The 21010-nt window shown below is 68.6% G+C and carries 24 protein-coding genes and 1 pseudogene; 5 read left to right on the top strand and 20 right to left on the bottom strand.

Going from position 1 to position 21010, the window contains the following annotated elements; all coding sequences use genetic code 11:
• Window positions 1–11: 11 nt before the first annotated feature.
• Together FAB82_RS18265 and FAB82_RS27205 are read right to left on the bottom strand one after the other, a co-directional pair.
• Window positions 12–527, bottom strand: a complete 516-nt coding sequence (locus tag FAB82_RS18265) for a hypothetical protein (protein ID WP_136535962.1) — start codon at window positions 525–527, stop codon at window positions 12–14.
• A complete protein-coding gene (locus FAB82_RS27205; RefSeq protein ID WP_168801663.1) occupies window positions 524–997 on the bottom strand; it encodes a phage holin family protein in 474 nt (157 codons plus the stop codon). Before FAB82_RS27205 ends, FAB82_RS18265 begins: the two co-directional genes overlap by 4 nt.
• A 285-nt stretch (window positions 998–1282) precedes the next feature.
• On the opposite strand from FAB82_RS27205, the gene FAB82_RS18255 reads away from it, so the two are divergent.
• From FAB82_RS18255 to FAB82_RS18245, 3 genes are all read left to right on the top strand, one after another.
• Window positions 1283–1705: a CBS domain-containing protein gene (locus FAB82_RS18255; RefSeq protein WP_136535960.1), complete on the top strand. Its 423-nt coding sequence runs from the start codon at window positions 1283–1285 to the stop codon at window positions 1703–1705.
• Between the two features lie 225 nt (window positions 1706–1930).
• The gene (locus FAB82_RS18250; protein ID WP_425461590.1) at window positions 1931–3781 is read left to right on the top strand and encodes a transketolase; all 1851 of its coding nucleotides are present in this window, start codon (window positions 1931–1933) and stop codon (window positions 3779–3781) included.
• 197 nt (window positions 3782–3978) lie between these two features.
• Window positions 3979–4395: a CBS domain-containing protein gene (locus FAB82_RS18245; RefSeq protein WP_136535959.1), complete on the top strand. Its 417-nt coding sequence runs from the start codon at window positions 3979–3981 to the stop codon at window positions 4393–4395.
• 111 nt (window positions 4396–4506) lie between these two features.
• On the opposite strand, the gene FAB82_RS18240 is transcribed toward FAB82_RS18245, so the two are convergent.
• On the bottom strand, window positions 4507–5175 hold the full coding sequence (locus FAB82_RS18240; RefSeq protein WP_136535958.1) for a UdgX family uracil-DNA binding protein: 669 nt from the start codon (window positions 5173–5175) through the stop codon (window positions 4507–4509).
• Between the two features lie 156 nt (window positions 5176–5331).
• Between FAB82_RS18240 and FAB82_RS18235 the strand changes: the two genes are divergently transcribed.
• Window positions 5332–5886: a hemerythrin domain-containing protein gene (locus FAB82_RS18235; protein ID WP_136535957.1), complete on the top strand. Its 555-nt coding sequence runs from the start codon at window positions 5332–5334 to the stop codon at window positions 5884–5886.
• A gap of 130 nt (window positions 5887–6016) precedes the next feature.
• Here FAB82_RS18235 and FAB82_RS18230 read toward each other — a convergent pair whose 3' ends face one another.
• The 14 genes from FAB82_RS18230 to FAB82_RS18170 all read right to left on the bottom strand — a co-directional run bounded on the left by FAB82_RS18230 (window position 6017) and on the right by FAB82_RS18170 (window position 18030).
• Window positions 6017–6814 carry a SigB/SigF/SigG family RNA polymerase sigma factor gene (locus FAB82_RS18230; protein ID WP_136535956.1) on the bottom strand — a complete coding sequence of 266 codons (798 nt, stop codon included), beginning with the start codon at window positions 6812–6814 and terminating at the stop codon, window positions 6017–6019.
• A gap of 170 nt (window positions 6815–6984) precedes the next feature.
• The gene (gene icmA, locus FAB82_RS18225) at window positions 6985–8748 is read right to left on the bottom strand and encodes a coenzyme B12-dependent isobutyryl-CoA mutase large subunit (protein WP_136535955.1); all 1764 of its coding nucleotides are present in this window, start codon (window positions 8746–8748) and stop codon (window positions 6985–6987) included.
• A gap of 69 nt (window positions 8749–8817) precedes the next feature.
• Window positions 8818–9219 carry a Rid family hydrolase gene (locus FAB82_RS18220; protein ID WP_136535954.1) on the bottom strand — a complete coding sequence of 134 codons (402 nt, stop codon included), beginning with the start codon at window positions 9217–9219 and terminating at the stop codon, window positions 8818–8820.
• A gap of 54 nt (window positions 9220–9273) precedes the next feature.
• A complete protein-coding gene (priA, locus tag FAB82_RS18215; protein WP_136535953.1) occupies window positions 9274–10002 on the bottom strand; it encodes a bifunctional 1-(5-phosphoribosyl)-5-((5-phosphoribosylamino)methylideneamino)imidazole-4-carboxamide isomerase/phosphoribosylanthranilate isomerase PriA in 729 nt (242 codons plus the stop codon).
• Complete coding sequence (gene hisH, locus FAB82_RS18210; RefSeq protein WP_136535952.1) at window positions 9999–10616, bottom strand: imidazole glycerol phosphate synthase subunit HisH; 618 nt, start codon at window positions 10614–10616, stop codon at window positions 9999–10001. The genes priA and hisH overlap by 4 nt, the downstream gene beginning before the upstream one ends.
• Window positions 10617–10625: 9 nt before the next feature.
• On the bottom strand, window positions 10626–10787 hold the full coding sequence (locus FAB82_RS27200) for a hypothetical protein (protein WP_168801662.1): 162 nt from the start codon (window positions 10785–10787) through the stop codon (window positions 10626–10628).
• On the bottom strand, window positions 10784–11392 hold the full coding sequence (gene hisB / locus FAB82_RS18205) for an imidazoleglycerol-phosphate dehydratase HisB (protein WP_136535951.1): 609 nt from the start codon (window positions 11390–11392) through the stop codon (window positions 10784–10786). The genes FAB82_RS27200 and hisB overlap by 4 nt, the downstream gene beginning before the upstream one ends.
• A complete protein-coding gene (locus FAB82_RS18200) occupies window positions 11389–12492 on the bottom strand; it encodes a histidinol-phosphate transaminase (protein ID WP_136535950.1) in 1104 nt (367 codons plus the stop codon). Before FAB82_RS18200 ends, hisB begins: the two co-directional genes overlap by 4 nt.
• A complete protein-coding gene (hisD, locus tag FAB82_RS18195) occupies window positions 12489–13799 on the bottom strand; it encodes a histidinol dehydrogenase (RefSeq protein ID WP_136535949.1) in 1311 nt (436 codons plus the stop codon). Before hisD ends, FAB82_RS18200 begins: the two co-directional genes overlap by 4 nt.
• A 45-nt stretch (window positions 13800–13844) precedes the next feature.
• Window positions 13845–14612, bottom strand: coding sequence for a DUF2567 domain-containing protein (locus FAB82_RS18190; protein ID WP_136535948.1), 768 nt, complete (start codon window positions 14610–14612; stop codon window positions 13845–13847).
• A 102-nt stretch (window positions 14613–14714) separates the two neighbouring features.
• Window positions 14715–15629, bottom strand: a complete 915-nt coding sequence (locus FAB82_RS18185) for a MinD/ParA family ATP-binding protein (RefSeq protein WP_211116666.1) — start codon at window positions 15627–15629, stop codon at window positions 14715–14717.
• A 387-nt stretch (window positions 15630–16016) separates the two neighbouring features.
• Window positions 16017–16976 carry an RluA family pseudouridine synthase gene (locus FAB82_RS18180; RefSeq protein WP_136535947.1) on the bottom strand — a complete coding sequence of 320 codons (960 nt, stop codon included), beginning with the start codon at window positions 16974–16976 and terminating at the stop codon, window positions 16017–16019.
• Complete coding sequence (gene lspA / locus FAB82_RS18175; RefSeq protein WP_211116665.1) at window positions 16973–17638, bottom strand: signal peptidase II; 666 nt, start codon at window positions 17636–17638, stop codon at window positions 16973–16975. Before lspA ends, FAB82_RS18180 begins: the two co-directional genes overlap by 4 nt.
• The gene (locus tag FAB82_RS18170) at window positions 17611–18030 is read right to left on the bottom strand and encodes a TraR/DksA family transcriptional regulator (protein ID WP_342799466.1); all 420 of its coding nucleotides are present in this window, start codon (window positions 18028–18030) and stop codon (window positions 17611–17613) included. Before FAB82_RS18170 ends, lspA begins: the two co-directional genes overlap by 28 nt.
• On the opposite strand from FAB82_RS18170, the pseudogene FAB82_RS28930 reads away from it, so the two are divergent.
• Window positions 17975–18193: pseudogene (locus FAB82_RS28930) on the top strand (hypothetical protein); the annotation flags it as partial. The gene FAB82_RS18170 and the pseudogene FAB82_RS28930 overlap by 56 nt on opposite strands.
• A 420-nt stretch (window positions 18194–18613) precedes the next feature.
• Here FAB82_RS28930 and FAB82_RS18165 read toward each other — a convergent pair.
• From FAB82_RS18165 to FAB82_RS18155, 3 genes are all read right to left on the bottom strand, one after another.
• On the bottom strand, window positions 18614–19258 hold the full coding sequence (locus tag FAB82_RS18165; RefSeq protein WP_136535945.1) for a hypothetical protein: 645 nt from the start codon (window positions 19256–19258) through the stop codon (window positions 18614–18616).
• 416 nt (window positions 19259–19674) lie between these two features.
• Window positions 19675–20619: a DivIVA domain-containing protein gene (locus FAB82_RS28440; protein ID WP_136535944.1), complete on the bottom strand. Its 945-nt coding sequence runs from the start codon at window positions 20617–20619 to the stop codon at window positions 19675–19677.
• Window positions 20620–20701: 82 nt separating this feature from the next.
• The gene (locus FAB82_RS18155; RefSeq protein ID WP_136535943.1) at window positions 20702–20998 is read right to left on the bottom strand and encodes a YggT family protein; all 297 of its coding nucleotides are present in this window, start codon (window positions 20996–20998) and stop codon (window positions 20702–20704) included.
• Between the last annotated feature and the right edge of the window lie 12 nt (window positions 20999–21010).

Genomic DNA, 21010 nt, shown 5'->3' with positions numbered 1-21010 from the left:
TTGTGAGGCTGCTAACGCTTGTGCATGCTCCCCGCGATGGCGTGTCCGGACTCGCCGATGTGGTGCTGAAGCGCCTTGCGGCGGGCCTTCGCGGCCTTCATGTACCTGATGGCCGACCGCTTGGCCGTCTTGCGATGGTTGCGGGCGGCCCTGTAGCCGATCAACGCGGCCGTCGTCGCCCCCGCGGCCGCCACCATGACCGTGATGGGGTGGCGCTTGACCGGCCCGAACGGGCCGGTGGCCGCTGCGCGGCGCGCCTTGGTCTCGTCGTCCAGGTGCAGCTTGTGGCGCAGCTCGAGCACGTCCTGATTGACCCGCTCGCGGGTGCGCTCGGCATCCTGTCGCAGGTCGTGCGACGACTCGTACTCGGCGGCCTCTCGGTCCTGCTGGGCCCACTCCGCCTGCGTGTCGTCCAGTTCGCGGTTGTCGTCCCGCTCCGGACTGACGGGCATGGCCACCCCGGGGACGGGGCCGATGCCCACGCCCGGAGGAACCGCCCCGGCGGGGGGTACTGTCCATCCGCTCATCGTTCATCCATCCTTCCGCGTATGGCCTGCACGTCTTCCCGTGCACGATCCATCATGTCCTCGGGGGCCGGATGCTGCACCGTTCGGCGAAGCTTGGCTCGGGCGATCGCCGAAACGATCCCTGCCAGCGCGAACAGCACCACGCCGACGACGAGCGCCGCCAGCCATCCGGGCCAGACGAGCGCGAGCGCGAACACCGCGGCGCCGGCCAGACCGGCTCCGCCGTAGATCGCGATCACCGCCGCGACGGCGAACAGGCCACCTCCGACCATACCTCGTTTGGCCTGGTCAGCGGCCTCGCGAGCGGCGAGCTTGGCCTCGACTCGGGCCAGGTGCGCCACTTGCGACGTCAGGTCGCCCACCACCTGCCCGACGGAGCGGTCGGTGTCCTCCCAGACCTTGCGCCTGGTGTCGCTCGCGTGTTCCCGGGTCCGGTGCTCGCCGGCCTCGGGGTCGTGTCGAACCTCCATGTCCTCACCTCTTTCAGGCGGGCGCGGTGCCCGTTTTGGGCTGCGAGCCCGCCGCTTGGTGGGTTCCCCCGCCTGCGCGGGGGAAACCTCGTTGGCAGGCGGTGACGCCTCCGCGGTTCGACCGGTCCGCGATCCGGTTCCGGCGGCGGCTGCGCGAGCGCCACGGGGACGGGCCGCGGCGCCTCTGAACAGAAGGCCGCGCGGCACGCATACATCCGGCCGAGTCGGGTAGCCGCTCGTCAGCAACCACTGACATTCGAAGCCACCACTCAGAGGAGCCGATTCATGGCGACCGCACGAGACCTCATGCACTCGCACGCCCATTGCATCCAGGCCCACGACACCGCCGGGAACGCGGCGCGAATGCTGGCCGAGCACGACATCGGGGCGCTGCCCATCTGTGACGCCGAGGGTGTCATCAAGGGCATCCTGACCGACCGGGACCTGGCCATCCAGGTCATGGCGGCCGGATTCGACCCCGAGGCGTTCGAGGTCGGTGACCTGCCGCAGCAGCCCATCCTCGTCCTGGCCGAGGTCGACGAGGACGCCGACCTGGTGCTGGCCAAGATGTCCGAGAACCAGGTCAGGCGCGTACCCGTGGTGGAGGCCGGTGCCGTCGTCGGCATGATCTCGCAGGCCGACGTCGCCCTGACCATGCCCGAACCCATCGTCGGCGAGGTCGTCGGCGCCGTCAGCGCATCGAGGTAGGCCACAGGCGAGCCCGACGGCACACCCGAATATCAACGGGGGGAAGAGAGGCCGTCGGCCCGGTACCGCGTGGGGGAAGCGCGACCGGGTCGGCGGCCACAGGACAGGCCCTAAACCCAGGTCAACCGGTCCGCGCGGATCGACCGTCTAATGCGGTTTTACGCCGCAGGGGCCGGGTAGCCAACGCGGAAGGGCCACCAGGCCACAACCCGCGCACAAAGGAATCTGCCCGTGACCACCATCGAAAGCCGCACCATCGACCTGGCCGAACTCGCCCAGCAGCTGCGCGCCGACGCGGTGCGCTGCTCCAGCAGAGCAGGCTCAGGGCATCCGACCTCGTCCATGTCGGCCGCCGACCTGATGGCGGTGCTGCTCGCGGGTCACCTGAAGTACGACTTCTCCGACCCGGAACTGCCGGGCAACGACCGGCTCATCTTCTCCAAGGGGCACGCCTCGCCACTGCTGTACGCGATGCTGCGCGCCGCCGGCGTCATCGACGAGGAGGAGCTGCTGACCTACCGCCGACTCGGCAGCGTCCTGGAGGGCCACCCGACCCCGCGCCTGCCCTGGATCGATGTCGCCACCGGCTCGCTCGGGCAGGGCCTGCCGATCGGCGTCGGCATGGCACTCGCCGGCAAGCGGCTCTCCGCCGCGCCCTACCGAGTGTGGGTGCTGTGCGGCGACTCCGAACTCGCCGAGGGCTCCATGTGGGAGTCGTTCGCCGCCGCCGCGTACGAAGGACTCGGCAACCTGACCGCCATCGTCGACGTCAACCGGCTCGGCCAGAACGGGCCGACCCGATACGGCTGGGACACTGCGGCATACGCGTCCCAGATCGGCTCCTTCGGCTGGAACACCATCGAGATCGACGGCCACGACCCCGAGGCCATCGAGCGCGCCTACCGCCAGGCAGAGCAGGCAACGGACCGGCCCACGGCGATCCTCGCCCGCACCAAGAAGGGCAAGGGCGTCGCCGCCGTCGAGAACCGAGAAGGCATGCACGGCAAGCCGCTCCCCAATCTCGAGGAGGCGCTCGCCGAACTCGGCCAAGGCGCGAACATCCGGGTGCGCGTCGCCGAACCGGAGTACCGCGAACCCCGTATGGAGCGTCCCGGCCGCTCGATCCACCTGCCGCGCTTCGACATCGGCTCCACCGCCGCCACCCGCGAGGCCTTCGGCAGGGCACTGGTCGCCGTCGGCGACGCCAGCCCCGACGTGGTCGTGCTCGACGGCGAAGTCGCCGACTCCACCCGGACCGCCTACTTCGCCGAGGCGCACCCCGAGCGGTTCTTCCAGTGCTACATCGCCGAGCAGCAGATGATCGCCAACGCCATCGGCATGCAGGCACTGGGGTGGGTCCCGTACGCGGCGACGTTCGCGGCGTTCCTCACCCGCGCCCACGACTTCCTGCGAATGGCCGCGATCGGCGGCGCCGACCTGCGGCTGGCCGGCTCCCACGCGGGCGTCTCCATCGGGCGCGACGGCCCCAGCCAGATGGGCCTGGAAGACCTCGCCATGATGCGACCGCTGTGGCGCAGCGTGGTGATGTACCCGTGCGACGCCAACCAGGCCGCGCACCTGACCGCCACCATGGTCGACCTGCCCGGCATCTCGTACCTGCGCACCACCCGGGGCGAGACACCGGTGATCTACCGGCCCGACGAGCTGTTCCCGGTCGGAGGCAGCCGGACCCTGGTCTCGTCCGGAAGCGACAAGGTCACGATCGTCGCCGCCGGCGTCACCGTCTCCGAGGCCCTGTCGGCCTCCGAGCAACTCGCCGACATCGGCATCCCGGCGCGGGTCATCGACGCCTACTCGATCAAGCCGATCGACGTCTCGACGCTGCGGCAGGCCGCCGCCGAAACCGGCCGCGTCCTCACCGTCGAGGACCATTGGCCGGTCGGAGGTCTGGGCGACGCCGTCCTGGACGCCATCGGAGGACACCTGCCCTCCATCCGCTTCACCAAACTCGGCGTGCGGGGGATGCCCGCCTCGGCCAGCCCGACCGAGCAGCTCGCCGCCGCCGGCATCGACGCGGACGCGATCGTCAACGCCGCCCGCCGGCTCGCGGCCTGAGCCGAAACCCCGGTACCCGGCACTGCTCGAACCGAGGCCGCGATCGTCCGTGGTTTGAAACGAAACCGCAGGTAGATAGGGAACCGAATCGAGGCATTTCCAGGAATAGAACCGCCTGGCATGGGTATTCTCGGCGCACCCGCCTCAGGCCGGCGATACGCGCCGGAGCAGCGGGCCGAGGAGAGGAGCTGATGCAGATGGCTAAGGCGAGAGACCTGATGCACCCCGGCGTCGCCTGCGTCCGAAGCGACGACACGGCGGCGAACGCCGCGCGGATGATGGCGGAGATGGACGTCGGCTGCCTGCCGATCTGCGGCGCCGAGGACAACAAGATCCATGGCATGGTCACCGACCGCGACCTGGTACTCAACGTCATGGCGACCGGCAAGGACGCCGAGCTGTACACGGTCGATCAACTACCGCAGAACCACCTGATCCTGGCCGACGCCGACGAGGACATCGAGATCACGATCGCGAAGATGAAGGAACACCAGATCCACCGCATCCCGGTCCTCGAGGGCAAGCGTCTGGTCGGCATCATCGCGCTGGCCGACGTGGCACGCCGCGCACCCGTCCCGGTCACCGGCGAACTGGTCGGATCGATCTCGCAATGACACCGCTGATCTGAGGGCCGGTGGGCGCCGCATCGAGGGGATGCGGCGCCCACCGGCCGGGCCGGCCCCCTTGGTCGTCACCGGAACCGGGGGCCGGCCCTTTTCCCTGCTTTAACCCGCCTTTTCATGGCCGGTCTCGAGGAAATCGGCGGCCTTTCGCAGGTCCACCAGCATTTGAGCGAAGGCCTCCTTGCGCTCGGATTCGCGCAATCGCAGCACGGCCGACGGGTGCACCGTCCCCATGAGCTTCATCGACTCGGCGAGCCCGTCGTGCACGAGGTCCTGGATGATGCCGCGCCTGGTGCTGATCCGGAACTCGGGTCCCATGAGCGACTGCCCGGCCGTGGCCCCCAGGACCACCACCAGTTCCGGCTTGACGGCGTTGAGCTCGGCGAGGAGCCAGGGCCGGCAGGCGTTGACCTCCCCGCGCGTCGGCGTCTTGTGGATGCGCCGCCCGCCCGGTTGCAGCTGCGCGAACTTGAAGTGCTTGACCGCATTGGTGACATAGCATTCGCCGCGGTCGATCCCGGCCTGGTCGAGCGCCCGGTAGAGCAGGGTCCCCGACGGCCCGGTGAACGGCCGTCCCGAGCGGTCCTCGTCGTCGCCGGGCTGCTCCCCGACCAGGGCGATGCGCGCCGTCGCCGAGCCGTCGCCGAACACGGTCTGGGTCGCGTCGCGGTGCAGCTCGCAGCCCTCACAGGTCTCGGCGGCCTCCTCCAGCCGCTCGATCCCGGCTCCCGGTGGCACGAACCGGTCCGCGCCGAGCGTCTTCGGTGTCATCGTCGCCCCCTACCGGCCGTGCTGTCGTTCAGCGGTGCGATTGCACATGGGTACCCCCGACACGCGACGGCGACACCTCGCGTTTCGGGCCCGCCACTGCGGGTATGCCACGAACCCACGAACCCGCCGGTTCGTCGAGGCAAAACGGGAGGAACCATGCCGCACACCGATCTGATCGACGTCGTCACCCATGAGCACCAGGTGGTTGAAACCCTCTTCGAGGAGTTGGAAGGGCACAAGGGGCACGCGGAGGGACGCAAGGACCTGTCCGACCATGTCATCGCCGAACTGGTCCGCCAATGGGTGGCCGAGGAGCAGTTCGTCTATCCAGCCGCCCGAAAGGCGCTTCCCAATGGGGACGAGCTCGCCGACCGCCAGCTGCATCAGCACAACGAGGCCGAGGCGATCATGAAGGAGCTCGAGAAACAGGGGCCGGAGAGCCCGCACTTCGAGCAGCATCTCGCCGACCTGATGGATTCCGTGCGCCACCACATGTCGGACGAGGAGGCGCACCTGCTCCCCCAGATGCGCGAGCAATGCCGAGAGGAGGAGCTCGAAGACCTGGGATTCAAGGTGCTCGAGGCCAAGAAGTACGCCCCGACCCGTCCGCACCCGAACGCCCCGGACAAGCCGCCGGCCAATCTGATCCTCGGCCCCGGCGCCGGCTTCATCGACAAGATCCGTGACGCCGTGACCGGGCGCGAAGTCTGAGCCGCCCCGGCGGCCCTTGGCGGCGGTGCGAGTGACTGAGCGCATGTCAGCCGTCGAGGCGCCAAAAGGGGCCGGGCCCGCCGCAACGCTCGAAGCGTTCGGCGGGCCCGGCCCCAATACGGCCTGGCCCTCATGCCGAGGCACTGGTCAGGCCGTCACGCAGTTCATCAAGGGTGCGGTGCAGCAGCCTGGAAACGTGCATCTGTGAGATGCCCACCTCCTCCGCGATCTGAGTCTGTGTCATGTCGTCGAAGTAGCGCAGCGCCAGGATCTTGCGCTCCCGGCCCGGCAACTCCTGCAGGAGCGGCACCAGCGACTCGTGGTTGTCCACGAACTCCAGCGACGCATCCTCCTCACCGACCGATTCGGCCAGCGGTGCCCGGTCCTCGTCCTCGAACGGCGGCTCGTCGAGCGACACCGCGCGGTAAACCTGGCGGGCCTCGTAGCCCTCGCCCACTTCCGCCTCGGAGATCCCGAGGCTCTCGGCCAGTTCGGCCGAAGTCGGCGGCCTGCCCAGAACCTGCGACAGCTCACCGGTGGCCCGGTTGATCGACAACCGCAGCTCTTGAAGGCGCCTGGGAACCCGCATGGGCCAGCTGGCGTCGCGGAAGTGGCGTCGCACCTCCCCCATGACCGTCGGTACCGCGTACGAGAGGAAGTCTGACCCGTGATCCGGGTCGAACCTGTCGACCGCGTGAATGAGGCCGACAGAAGCGACTTGGACCAGGTCGTCCTTCGCAATGCCTTTCCCGGAGAAGCGCTGTGCGATGTGCTCGGCGAGCGGCAGATATCCGGTGACGAGTTGCTCGCGCACGACCGATCGGTGGGGGTCGTGCTCTTCGAGCGCTTTCAGTTCAGCGAAGAGTGGTGACAGGTGGCCGTACTCGTCGGGGCCGGCCCGACCTGTTCCTGAATGTTGTTCCTCCATGCGAATCCCGTCCTGCCCGTGGCGTTTGCGTCGTGCCGGCTGGTTGCCGACTCTTGCTGCTTCCTAGGGCTCGCCGCGAAGTAGCGGCGATATTCGGATGTTTCCGGAGACAATCAGTAACTCGTATACCCTGATTGAACCAAAATAATGCGGCGCTTGGAAGAAGTGCTCTATATTCGGGCCGGTTCGCGATACTCGCCCCACTCCTGTCGCAGGGCATCACAGATTTCACCGAGGGTGGCCTCCGCCCTGGCGGCATTGAGAATCGGCTCGATCATGTTCGCCGTTCCCCTGGCGGCCGTGACGATCTCGCCGAGTGCCCGGTCCACCGCGGCCTGGTCCCGACCGGCCCGCCGCGCCTCAAGGGCCTCGCGCTGGTCGGCCTCGATCTCGTCGGAGATCTTGAGGATTTCCAGTTCCGGCGTGACCGTCTCGTGCAGTTCGGTGACGCCCACGATGTGCTTGGCGCCCGATTCGAGCTGCTGCTGGTAGGCGAAGGCGGCCTCGGCGATCTGCGAGGTGAACCAGCCGTCCTCGATACCCCTGAGAATCCCGGTCGTGACCGGGCCGATCGCGTGGCGGTCGGCCGCGTCGGGCGCGCGCATCGCCTCCAGGGCGATCTGGGCCGGGCCCGCCTGGCCCTCCTGGCTTGAACCGGCCTCGCCGCCCAGGGCCAGGATCTGGGTGAAGAGCTCCTCGGCCTCGGCCTCGATCTTGTCGGTGAGCGCCTCGACGTACCAGGAGCCGCCGAGCGGGTCGGCGACATTGACGACGCCGGTCTCGTCCCGCAGCACCGACTGGGTGCGCAGGGCGATCTCGGCGGCCTGGTCGGTGGGCAGCGCGAGCGTCTCATCGAGGGCATTGGTGTGCAGGGAGTTCGTGCCGCCCATGATGGCCGCGAGGGCTTCGACGGCGGTGCGGACGACATTGTTGTACGGCTGCTGCGCGGTCAGGGAGACCCCGGCTGTCTGGGTGTGGAAGCGGAGCCATTGGGCGCGTTCGGTTTCGGCCCCGTAGACATCGCGCAGCCACTTGGCCCACAGTCTCCGGGCGGCCCGGAACTTGGCGATCTCCTCGAAGAAGTCGATATGCGCGTCGAAGAAGAACGAGAGTCCGGGCGCGAATCTGTCGACGTCGATCCCCCGCGAAAGCCCGAGCTCCACATAGGAGAACCCGTCGGCGAGGGTGAAGGCGAGCTCCTGCGCGGCGGTAGAACCGGCCTCGCGGATGTGGTAGCCCGAGACCGAGAGCGGTTTGTAGCGCGGGATCTCGGCCTCGCAGTAGGCCATGAGGTCGCCGATCAGCCGCAGGTGCGGTTCGGGCGGGAACAGCCACTCCTTCTGGGCGATGTACTCCTTGTGGATGTCGGTCTGGAGCGTGCCGTCCAGCGTGGAGAGATCGACGCCCTGGCGCTCCGCGGCGGCCAGGTACATGCAGAAGATCGGCACGGCCGGGCCCGAGATAGTCATGGACGTGGTGGTCTTGCCGAGGTCGATGCCGCCGAAGAGGATGTCCATGTCGGCGGTCGAGTCGATGGCGACACCGCAGTGGCCGACCTCGCCGAGCGAGGCGGGCTCGTCGGAGTCGCGGCCCATGAGGGTGGGCATGTCGAACGCGACGGACAGCCCGCCGCCGCCCGCGCCGAGCAGCATCTTGTACCGCTCGTTGGTCTGGTGGGCGCTGCCGAAGCCGGAGAACTGCCGGATCGTCCAGGCCCGGCCCCGGTACCCGGTCGGATAGAGCCCGCGGGTGTACGGGTACTCGCCCGGCCAGCCGATGCGCTCCATGCGGGGGTCGGCGACGCCTGCGGGGGGACCGTAGGCGGGATCGACCTCCATGCCGGACAAGGTCGTGAAATCGGCCTCGCGCTTGCGGGCGGACTCGTAGCGATCAGCCCACCGTTTCCGACCGGCGGCGATTTCCTCAGGATCCACGGCGATACCTCCTGACGCCATAGTACGCGGCGAACCTGAACGATCGTTCAGGCACGCGGCGGTTGAACATCAGTCGATGTCGCGCCAGGCTCTGAAGCCCTCCAGCTCGACCGCCACCAACTGTCCTGGATGGAAGAGCTGCGACACCGTCACCACCGTCGCCGTCGGCTTGACCACGCCGAAGAACTCGCCGTGGACCCGGCCGACCGGGTCGGCGTAGGACGGGTCGGTCACGTACAGCCGCGACCGCACCACGTCCGACACGCCCGCCCCCGCATGCACCATCGCGTCCAGCGCGGTGCGGAACGCGGCCTTCGCCTGTCCCCTCGGATCACCGGCCAGATCCGGGTTCGCGTCCAGATCCGCGGTGCAGGCGCTGGTCACCACCAGCGGTCCCACCGCGACCGCCCGCGAGTAGCCGTACAGCTGCGCCCAATGGCCGGTTTCCGGGACTCGTTTGACCAGTGACATCAGCGCTCGCTCCTGTTCAGAGGGGAACGGCGCCGCTATCCCTGGCCGACGCCGCTAAAGATCCTTCAGCAGGTCCAACGCTTCAGCGACCGTGAAGTTACGCTCATACAGCGCAGTTCCCACGATCGCGCCCTCCACGCCGATCTCGGTCAGGCTCGCCAGCGCGCGCAGGTCATCGAGCGACGAGACCCCGCCCGAGGCGATGACCGGCTTGTCGGTGACCTCGCAGACGCTGCGCAGCAGGTCCAGGTTGGGGCCGGAGAGCATGCCGTCGCTCTTGACGTCGGTGACGACGTACCGGGCGCACCCGGCCCGCTCCAGCCGCTCCAGGGTCTCGAACAGCTCGCCGCCCTCGCGGGTCCATCCGCGCGCGGCCAGGCGACCGGCCTTGACGTCGAGGCCGATGGCGATCCGGTCGCCGAATTCGCCGCAGATCCGGTCGCACCACTCGGGGTTCTCCAGGGCGGCGGTGCCGATATTGACGCGGCGGGCCCCGGAGTCCAAGGCGCGCTTGAGTGTCTCGTCGTCGCGGATGCCGCCGGAGATCTCGACCTGCATGTCGACCTTGGACACGACCTCGGAGAGCAGTTCGTGGTTCGAGCCGCGCCCGAAGGCGGCGTCGAGGTCGACCAGGTGGAGCCATTCGGAGCCCTGGCGCTGCCATTCGAGGGCGGCCTCGATCGGGTCGCCGTACTGCTTGCCGGAACCGGCCACGCCCTGCACGAGCTGGACGGCCTTGCCGCCGGTGACGTCGACGGCGGGCAGGAGTTGCAGTTTCGTCATGACAGTCCTTCGATCCAGTTGGTCAGCAGGGCGGCTCCGGCGTCGCCGGACTTCTCGGGGTGGAACTGGGTGGCCGCGACCGATCCGCGCTCCACCGCGGCGATGAACGGCTCGCCGTGCACGGTGGTGGCGACCAGGGCGCCCTCGGGCACGATCTTCGCCGCGTAGGAGTGGACGAAGTAGAACCGCTCTTCGGGGTCGATGCCGGTGAACAGCCGCATGCCCTCGTCGGCGGTCACGGTGTTCCAGCCCATGTGGGGCACGCGGTCGGCCTCGAGGTGGTCGACCCGGCCCTCGAAGACGCCGACCCCTGCGGTCTCGACGCCGTGCTCGATGCCCTCGGCGAACAGCACCTGGGCGCCGACGCACACGCCGAGCACGGGCCGCTGCGACGCGGCCCGCGCGCGGATGACCGCGTCGACGCCGCTCTTCTCGATCCCGGCCATGCAGGCGGCGAAGGCGCCCACCCCGGGCACGAACAGTCCGTCGGCGTTCCGGGCCTGGTCGAGGTCGCTGGTCAGCTCGACGTCGGCTCCGGCTCGCTCCAGTGCGCGGAAGGCGGAGCGGAGATTCCCTGAGCCGTAATCGAACAGGGCGACACTGGGTTTGGCCACAATCGTCTCCTAGACGTAGATCAGGTAGACGCCGCCGATGAACGCGATCGCGGCGAGGAGCGCGCAGATCAGCGCCGGGACGTACTTCTCGTTCTTGCGCAGGCTCTGCGCGCCGCCGATGAGAATGCCCGCCAGCGCCATGAGCAGGATCGGGCCGACGTAGTCGTTCACAGCACGCCCTTGGTGGACGGAATGTCGTTCCCGTCGATCCGGGTGGCGGCCTTGAGCGCCCGCGCGAGGGCCTTGAACTGGGCCTCGATCACGTGGTGGGCGTCGGGTTTCTGGCCCGGGTTGGAGGCGCGCAGCACGGTGACGTGCAGGCAGATCCGCGCGTGGTAGGCGAAGGACTCCAGGATGTGCCGGGTCATCGACGTCGGGTAGTCGGTGTTGATCATCGGCTGGATGTCGATCGGTTCCTCGTGGACCATGTACGGGCGGCCAGACAGGTCGATCACGGCGCGCGCGAGCACCTCGTCCAGGGGCACGGAGGCGTCGGCGAAGCGGACCACGCCGGCCTTGTCGCCCAGCGCCTCGGCGAAGGCCTGGCCGAGCGCGATGGCGGTGTCCTCCATCGTGTGGTGGGAGTCGATGTGCAGGTCGCCCTTGACATTGACCTTGAGGTCGAAGCCGCCGTGCTTGCCGAGCTGGTGGAGCATGTGGTCGTAGAAGCCGACGCCGGTGGCGATCTCGACGATCTTCTCGGGGCCGTCGAGGTCGACGAAGACGTCCACTGCGGTCTCACCGGTGGTGCGGACGATGTGCGCGGTACGGCTCACTTGCTCTCCTCGAACAATGACGGTTCTTGCTTCATGACGATCTCGAAGGCGTCGAGGAGCGCCGTGGTCTCCTCTTCGGTGCCGGCGGTGATGCGCAGGCGGCCGGGCAGTCCGACGTCGCGGACGAGGACGCCCTGGTCGAGGACGGCCTTCCAGACGGCAGCGGCGTCGACCAGGCCGCCGACGAGGACGAAGTTCGCGTCGGAGTCGGCCACTGGCAGTCCCTTGGCGCGCAGGTTCTTGACGATCCGGTCCCGCTGGTGCTTGAGCTCGTCGACCTCGGCCTGGAGCTGGGGGGCGCAGGCGAGGGCGCCGCGCGCGGCGGCCTGGGTGAGGCTCGACAGGTGGTACGGCAGGCGCACCAGCAGCAGCTTCTCGATCAGTTCGGCGTCGGCGGCGAGGTAGCCGACGCGGGCGCCGGCGAAGGCGAAGGCCTTGCTCATGGTGCGCGTGACGACGAGCCTCGGTCGGCCTTCCAAGCGCCCCAAGGCGGTCGAGGAGGCGTCTCGGGCGAACTCGGCGTAGGCCTCGTCCACGACGACGATGCCGCGGGAGGCCTCGTAGGCGGCGTCGACGACGGCGGGGTCGAGTGCGGTCCCGGTCGGGTTGTTCGGCGAGACGAGGAAGACCAGGTCGGGGTCGTGCGCCTCGATCGCCCAGCCCACGTGGCCGGGGCTGAGCGTGTAGTCGGCGTCGCGGAGGGCGTCCACGAAGTTGGTGCCGGTGCCGCGCGCGAGCAGGGGGTGCATCGAGTACGAGGGCATGAAGCCCAGCACGGTGCGCCCGGGTCCGCCGAAGGCCTGGAGCAGCTGCTGCAGGATCTCGTTGGAGCCGTTGGCGGCCCACACCTGGGACGGGGTCAGTCCGTGGCCCAGATAGGCGGCGAGGTCCTCCCGCAGGGCCAGGGCGTCGCGGTCGGGGTAGCGGTTGAGCCCGCGGATCTCGCGGGATATGTACTCCTCGATGACGGCGGCGACGTCGTCGGGGATCGCGAAGGCGTTCTCGTTGGTGTTCAGCTGCACCGGCACGTCCAGCTGCGGCGCGCCGTAGGCGGTCTGCCCACGCAGGTCTTCGCGCAGCAGGTCCTCGATCTCGCTCATCGGGCCTCGAATCGCGCGGAGACCGCTTCGCCGTGGCTGGGCAGGTCCTCGGAGATCGCGAAGTTCACGACGTCCTCGGCGACGGCCTCCAGGGCGCTTCGCGTGTAGTCGATGATGTGCATGCCGCGCAGGAACGTGTGGACACTCAGCCCGGCCGAGTGCCGCGCGCACCCGCCGGTGGGCAGCACGTGGTTCGACCCGGCGCAGTAGTCGCCGAGGGAGACCGGCGAGTAGGCGCCGACAAAGATCGCCCCGGCATTGCGGATGCGGCCGGCGATCTCGCTCGCGTCGGTGCACTGGATCTCCAGGTGCTCCGCGGAGTAGGCGTCGGCGACCGCGACGGCCTCTTCCATGTCCGCGACCAGGATCGTCCCGGACTGCTCCCCCGCCAACGCGGTCGCGATGCGACCGGCGTGGCGGGTGGCCGGGACGCGCTCTTCCAGCTCGATGTCGACCGCGTCGGCCAGGGAGTCCGAGTCGGTGATGAGGACGCTGGCGGCGGCCGGGTCGTGCTCGGCCTGGCTGATGAGGTCGACGGCGACGTGGGCCGGGTCGGCGGTGTTGTCGGCGACGACGGCGATCTCGGTCGTGCCGGCCTCGGCGTCGATGCCGACCAGGCCGCGCACGGCGCGTTTGGCGGCGGTGACGTAGATATTGCCGGGTCCGGTGATCATGTCGACCGCCTCGCACTCATCGGTGCCGTAGGCGAACATGCCGATCGCGGTGGGTCCGCCGACGGCGTAGACCTCGTCGATGCCGAGCATTCCGGCGACGGCGAGGATGCCGCGGTCAGGGAAGCCCCCGCTGTTCTTCTGTGCGGGGCTGGCGAGAGCGATCGACTCGACCCCGGCGATCTGGGCGGGGACGACGTTCATGATGACCGAGGAGGCGAGCACGGCGAGGCCGCCGGGCGCGTACAGGCCGACGCGGCCCACGGGCACGTACCGTTCGGTGACGGTGCCGCCGGGGGCGACTTCGGTGACGACCTCGGGGAGGCGCTGGGCCTCGTGGGCCTTGCGGACCCGGTCGATTGAGGTCTGGTAGGCGCGGCGCAGGTCCGGGTCGAGGTCTTCGACGGCGGCCTTGATCGCGGACTCCGGGACACGCAGGTGCTCCAGATGCACGCCGTCGAACCGCTCGACGGCCTCGACCACTGCGGGGGTGCCGCGGTGGGCGATGTCGTCCAGCAGCGGCTGGATCTCCCGCAGGGCGGCGTTCACGTCGAACGCGGCGCGCGGCAGCAGCTCGCGCAGTGCGCGGGCCGAGTAACGGGCTACATCTCCTGATAGATCAATGCGTCTGAGCACGCTATAAGCGTAATGGGCGCGATCCGAGGGGCGAAGCCCATACCGCTATTCGGGAACGTGTGACCGAAGGTTGGACCGACGTGACCAACCTGCGGAAACGGTGTAAGTGAAGACGGCGGCCAGGGCCATGACGGCGAGCGCGCCGAGCTGGAGGTTGGCGAGCGCGGCTGTGAAATGCCCGACCATGAGGTCGTCCCAGGCCGCGGCGGGGTCGAGGTTGACGAACAGGACCGAGGGCGGGCGCCACATGTGCACGCCGATGGGGGCGCGCGCGATGGCCTCCCAGAAGGACTCCCATTCGTGGAGGCCGATGCGCCAGGCCACGACCTGGCAGGCGATGGAGCCGATGACGAGGCCCAGCATCACGATCGGGCCGCGCCGCTCGCGCATGACCGACCAGGCCATGATCGCGGCGAGGATGCCCAGGACGAGGCCGAGGCCGGCGAACATCAGGTCGCCCTCGACGAAGCGGTCGTCGTGGCTTACGACGCCGGACCAGCCGCCCTCGACGGTCACGTACTCGACCCGCGGCGTGATGATCTGCCACAGCATCGCGTAGGGGAACCCGAGCGCGGTCAGCACCACCGCGAGGACGCTGGCCGCGAGGAGGTCGCGCCCGAGGGTCCGCTCGCCGTCGCGTTCGGTGCGGCCCTGCTTCGGGGTCGGCTCTTCGCCTTCGACGGGTGCTCCGGCGACGCGGGCCCCCTGCGGCTCGGCGACGCCCGCGCCCTGCTGGTCCGCGCTCTGCTGGTCCGAGTGCTGGAAGTCACCAACTGGTTCAGCTGCGGCTGCTTGTTCGGCGTCGTCTGTCACGCCTGCGATCCTGCCACAGGCATGCCAGCGCCGATTCCGGGCACACGAGTCGCGCACTGGCGCGGGCCGGGACAGTTCGGACAAAAGCCCCGTACAGGGACCTCAGAGGCCGTCGACAATGGTGGCAGCGGCCTCGAACCAGGCGACGCGGGTGTCCGGGCGGAGCGCGGAGAACTCGATCTTGGAGCCCGCTTCGAGCGCCGGGTCGTAGGGCACCACGGCGCAGGCGCGGGTGCGGGTGCCGAAGTGGCGTTGGAGGTCGGTGAGCAGCGGTCCGGCGTTCGGAGTGGGCATGGACAGGAGCGTGACCGCATTGCGGACCAGCTCGCCGTAGCCGTTCTCCTCCAACAGGTCCAGCATCCAGTCGGCCGAGAACGCGGCGTCTTCGCGGGGGACGGTGGTGACGACCAGCCGGTCGACGTTGCCGACGACGGTGCGCCAGTTCTGCGACTCGACATTGTTGCCGGTGTCGATGCAGACGATCTGGTGGGTGCGGGTGAGGATGTCGAGCACCCGCAGGACCGTGGTCGGGTCGAGCTGGCGCTGCAGCTTGGGGTCCTCGTCCCCGGCGAGCACGTCGAAGGTGCCCTCGGAGGAGTGGCGCAGGAACTCGTCCAGGTGCTCGGGCAGGTGCACGCCGGCGGCCTCGACCTGGTCGAGGTGCTCGACGAGGTGGCGAATGGTGCGGCCGTGGCGGGCCGAACCCGCGCGCAGGCCCAGGGTGCCGCGCAGTTCGTTGTCGTCCCAGGCGATGACGCCGCCGTTGCGGGCGGCGCCCATCGCCGCCGACGCCAGAACCGTGGCGGTGGTCTTGTGCACCCCGCCCTTGGGGTTGATGAACGCCACGACCTTGCTGCGGCCCAGGTCGCGGCGGAGCCGCTGGATCGTGGCCGGGTTCGGGGCGGTCGTCGGGGGAGGCTGCTGGCGCGGCGGCGGCGGTGGCGGCTGCGGCGGCAGTCCCTGCTGCTGGGGCGGCCTTCGTATCTGCGTCGTGCTCGGCGGCGTCTGGGTGGGCATCTGCTGCGGTCCCGGACGGCGGCCCGCCGTCGGTACCGAGTTGTACGGCTGCGCCGGCGGCGGGGAAGAGGGATGCGGCTCTCGCGGCGGCGGTGCTTCGGTCTGCTGGGCGCTACCGCGCCCGCGCCGACCCAGCAGGTTCCGCCACCGGGACCCTGAATCGGCTTTTTCACTGCTCCAAGCTTCGGGTGAGCTCACACGAGACCTCCTCTCGGCCAGGATAAATTTGCGCCTACCCGACCGGAATCAACTACCACCCGCGACTATTAGAACACAACGTTTTCTCAAGGCCCGCCTCGAATCGCGGGCCGCGCCGACTCGCGGGTGAGGCGTGCATTACGTCGAACGCATCATCGCGCCGACCCTCCAGTGCAGTCTAGTGGCTTCTCATTGCTCGGCCCGCAACCGCGCCAGTGCCAAGTCCAGATCCTCGGGGTATTCACTCTCGAAGGTGACCGTGCGGCCGGTCCCCGGATGCACGAACTCCAGGCGGTACGCGTGCAGCCATTGCCTGGTCAGGCCCAGTTTCTCCGCCAGTTTCGGGTCCGCGCCGTAGGTCAGGTCGCCGGCCAGCGGATGGCCCAGCGCGGCGAAGTGCACCCGGATCTGGTGGGTGCGTCCGGTCTCAAGTCCGAGGTCCATCAGGGACGCGCCCGGAAATACCTCGATCGTGTCGTAATGGGTGATGCTCGGTTTGCCGTCGGCCACCACGGCCCACTTGTAGTCGTGGCGCGGGTGCCGCCCGATCGGAGCATCCACAGTGCCCGACAACGGATCAGGGTGTCCCTGAGCCACAGCACGGTACCGTTTGGACACTCGGCGTTCCTTGAAGGCGCGTTTGAGCTCCGTATAGGCCCGCTCGCTCTTGGCGACCACCATGAGCCCCGAGGTGCCCACGTCGAGGCGGTGCACGATCCCCTGCCGCTCATCGGGACCGTAGCTGGAGAGCCGGTGTCCGGCCGCCGCCAGCCCGCCGGTCACGGTCGGGCCCGTCCAGCCCGGACTGGGGTGCGCTGCGACGCCGACCGGCTTGCTCACCACGACGATGTCGTCGTCGGTGAAGACCACATCCAGGCCCTCCACCGGTTCGGCCGCGGCCACGGCCGCCCGCACGTCCTCCGGCGGCGGCGGGAGCACCACTTCGATCCACGAGCCGGCGCTGACCCGCTCGGACTTGGTCCGGCAGACCCGCCCGTCCACGGTCACGTCGCCGTCGGCCACCAGCTCCGCCGCGACGGTGCGCGACAGTCCCAGCATCCGCGAGACGACCTGGTCGACCCGCTGGCCCTCGAAGCCCTCAGGGACCGGCACCGAACGTGTCTGGCGCGCACCCGCGAGGTCGCTCATTCGCTCTGCTCCGACTTGGGTCTGCGGGATTCCGGCGAGAAGCCGTGCCCGGTGAGTTCGAGCAGCACGATCAGCACCACGCCGCAGCACAGCGCGGAATCGGCCAGGTTGAAGATCGCGAACACTTCGCCGTAGGGCTGGAACACGCTGATGTAGTCGACCACATGGCCCTGCCCCAGGTTTCCGTCGAGTGGACTGGAGACGTCCGACGGCGAGCGGAAGAACCGGTCGATCAGGTTCCCCGCGGCGCCGCCCAGCACCAGGCCGATCGCGATCGACCAGGCCGGATAGAGAATCTTGCGCGCCAGGACGATCAGGAAGACGACCACCGCCGTGGCGATGATCGCCAGCACCCACGTGTAGTCGGTCGCGATGCTGAACGCCGCGCCCGGATTCCACGTCAGGCTCAGGTAGACCAGCCCGCCGAGAATTCGCTCCGGGTCGTCCGGATCCAGATTATTGACGGCCCAGGCCTTCACCACCTGGTCCAGCACGATCGCGAAGGCCGCGATCAGGTAGGCGGCCAGCACCAGTCCACGCCTGCGAGGGCGCTCCTGAACAGGTGTGCGATCGGTCGGGTCGGTATCGGGCACCGAATCACCGGTTTCAGTGGTGTCGGGCTGCGTGTCCTCGCTCAGCGTCGTTCCTCCAGCTGTTTGCAACTGACGCAGAGGGTAGCCGACGGGAAGGCGGCCAGACGCGCCGCCGGGATGGGTTTACCGCACTTCTCACAGACGCCATAGTCCCCCTCGTCCAGCCGCTCGAGGGCATGGCTGACCTGAAGGATCCGCTCCGAGAGCGAATTGGCGACCGTGACCTCGTGCTCGTGTTCGACGGTCTTGGTGCCCGAGTCGACCTGGTCGTCGCCGGCCGTGTCCGACAGCCGTTCGCGCTGGGCCATGGCGATCGAGTCGACGAAGCGCTGCTGCTCCTCGACCAGTTCGTCCAGCCGCTCCTTCAGGGCCGAACGCAGTTCCGACTGCTCGGCCTCGGTCCGGATCTGTTCGGCCACGGGCGACGGCTCGGGTGCCTGTTCTGGCACCGCCTTCGACACGGCCTTCTTGGCCGTGGTCTTCTTCGCGGCCGGTTTGGTCGCCTTCTTCGCGGCCGTCTTCTTGGCGGTGGCCTTCTTGACGGTCGCCTTCACCCCGCTCTCGGGCGCTGCCTTCTTGACGGCGGTCTTCTTCGCCGTCTTCTTGGCCGCCTTCTTGGCGGCGGAGCTCTGAGATTTCCTGGCTGTACTCATGACACGCCTCTGGAGGGGTGGGTCGGGTCTGGTTCCACACGGTTCAGGGCGGCCGGCGACCACGCACGCACGCACTTCCCAGCCCGGTTCAAGGCCAAGGCCCCGGCGTTCGACATCGCGGCTCCCGAAATCGCGTACTTTATGACACCTCGTCAAGACGAGGACAATGCGCGGATGGGTCCGTCGAGACGGGTACCGACCGCGCAATTAAGCACACAGGATACGCAAGACCTGCAACCTGGTCAATTACTTGAAGAACTTGAATCCGAACTGTCCGTGGATAGTCGGTGAATCGAGTGCTCCGGGATAACGGACATCGGGCCGGAAGACACCCAAACACGGCGGGCCCGCCGAACCCTCGGTTCGACGGGCCCGTCACTGTGAAATCCGGTCAGCTCCGCGCCAGCGGAACCATCAGGAGGCGCGAGGCCGGCTCGCACATGCCGCATGGCGAGAACCCCAATTCCAGGGCCTCGGCCACCGGCAGCGGTTCGTGCTCCCGGCCCACCAGATGGACGCACGCGGTGTGGTGGAACCGGGGGCGGCCGTCAACGACGGCCACGTGGGTATCCAGCCGCATGAGCGCGGACGCCTCGATCGTCGACATGCGCTGCTCGGTCGGTTCGTTCTGCGCATCCGCCGCGGCCGCCCGAGCGGCGGCGGCATCGCGCGCCGAGTTCCCGGCGGTGGAACCCCGGGTCTGCCGCGGCGGCACGTCCTCGAACCTGAGCTCGGGGTCGCGGTCCACGACATAGTCGGTCGGCTCGAAGGCCTTGCCTTCGAGCAATGGCATCTCGGTGGTCGGGGTGTCATCCAGCCTGACCCGTTTCAATTCCTGGGTGTCGTCCACCGCCGGCGGACGGACATACACACTCGGGCGCCGCCTGGCGCGGGCACTGGCCCCGACATAGAGCGCGATTCCGGCCGCCGAGCTCGCCGCGATCGACGAGTACAACAAATGGTTGTTGCCGGTGATCATGCCCGTGACCAGCAAGACCGCCGCAGTGACGAGGATCAGCAGGCTGCTGACGATCACGTCGAGTCCCCTTCCCCAGCGCGAGGGGAAGGGCCCCCGCGCGGTCCTTCGCGACCAGAGCGGGCCGCGTCTTCGCTACGCATAGTGGTGGATCGGGCAGGGGCATAGGGCCCCCACCTGCTCACACATGCATAACGAGACGATCGGCGTTCAGGTTATGGCCTAAGACGAGCAAACCCGTTCAGCCCGACCGAATTCGAGCCGTAATCGACCTCATCCGGACATCGTTCGAACGGTTACCGGAACCCGATTTCAAACGGGCCTCAACGAGGTCGGCGCAGTCCGCGCGACCCACGAGACCCGTCACCCGGCGCCCGACCCTTCCGCCGATAGACCGCCGGCCCGCAAGCGTCGCTTGTCGCGGGCCTGCGGGCCTTGGGTCAGTCGTCTAACCGGGGTGGCTGGAGTGCAGGGGTCTAGCCTCGGCCGCCCGGCATGGCGAAGGTGGATCGGGAACCGGCGCGCTCGTTCTCGACCTGCGGGGCTTCCTCGAAGGCCTCCTCCTCGGAGACCTCCTGACGCCCGTTGAGGTCGCGAAGCTGGCTTTCCAGGTAGAGCTTCAGGCGGGTGCGGTACTCGCGCTCGAAGGTCTTGAGCTCCTCGATGCTCTTCAGCAGCGAAGCCCGAGAGTCCTCCAGCTGTCCGATGACGCGTTGGCGCTCGGCCTCGGCCTCGATCTCCAGGCGCTCGGCCTTATCGCGGGCCTGACCGACGAGGTCCTCGGCCTGCGAACGGGCCTCGGTCACCATCATCTCGGCCTCACGCTGAGCCTCGGTCATCATGCCCTTGGAGTCGCGCTGGGCCTCGGTGACCATGGTCTGCGATTCGCGCTGCGCCTCGGAGACCATCTGCTTGGCCTCGCGCTGGGCCTCGGACACCAGGTGGTCGGCCTCGCGGCGCGAGTCCTCCAGGTGCTCGTCAGCGGTGCGCTGGGCGACCATGAGCAGACGCAGGGCCTCCTGCTCGCCGCCGCCCTCGGGCGCGGACTGCTGGGGCGCGCGCTGCTGCGGCGGCGGCTGCTGCTGGAGCTGCTGCACCTGCTGCTGCGCGCCCACCATTGCCTGGTGGGTCTCGTGCAGCTCGGCGTCGATCTCCTGCAGTTGCTGCTCAAGCGTGTGCTTTTCCCGCTGTACTCGGTCGAGTACTGCGGCCATCTCGGCGTGATCGGCTGCTCCGGGGGGAGCACCGGCGCGGAGGCTTTCGATCTGAGCCCGAAGCTCGCCGTTCTCATCGCTGAGGCGTGCGAGCTCTCGCTCCACCTCATCGAGGAAACCGTCGACCTCGTCCTCGTCGTATCCGCGCTTTCCGAGCATGGGTTTCTTGAACGTGACGTTGTGAACGTCGGCTGGGGTCAGCGGCATTCGAAACTCCTTCTCAGCTATTCGCCTGGCGGCCAGGGCCACTCGACACCATAACCGGGTCTCGCACCACTTCCCATCGCTGCTAGCTGATCCACCCCGCGACGACGAAGTCCATCAGGATCCACACGATCAGCAGCAGCGCCAGGAACGCCAGATCAATCGATACAGTACCAAGCCTGAGAGGCGGTATCACCTTCCTCAACCCCTTCAGGGGAGGGTCGGTCACGCTGAAGATGGTCTCAAGCAGGGCCGCGGACCGGGGGCCGGGCTCCCATCTCCGCGAGAATTGGACCACCACACTGCCGACGATTCGAGCCAGCAGAAACAGGTAGAAGGTGAAGAGCGCCAGATAGATCAGCTGTAGTGCCAGGTTCACGATCAGCAGTATCCC

Source organism: Glycomyces buryatensis, from assembly GCF_004912275.1.
In the GTDB taxonomy this organism is placed as follows: domain Bacteria; phylum Actinomycetota; class Actinomycetes; order Mycobacteriales; family Micromonosporaceae; genus Glycomyces; species Glycomyces buryatensis.
The sequence above is the reverse complement of the archived record's forward strand: the minus strand, read 5'-3'. Positions and strand labels throughout refer to the sequence as shown.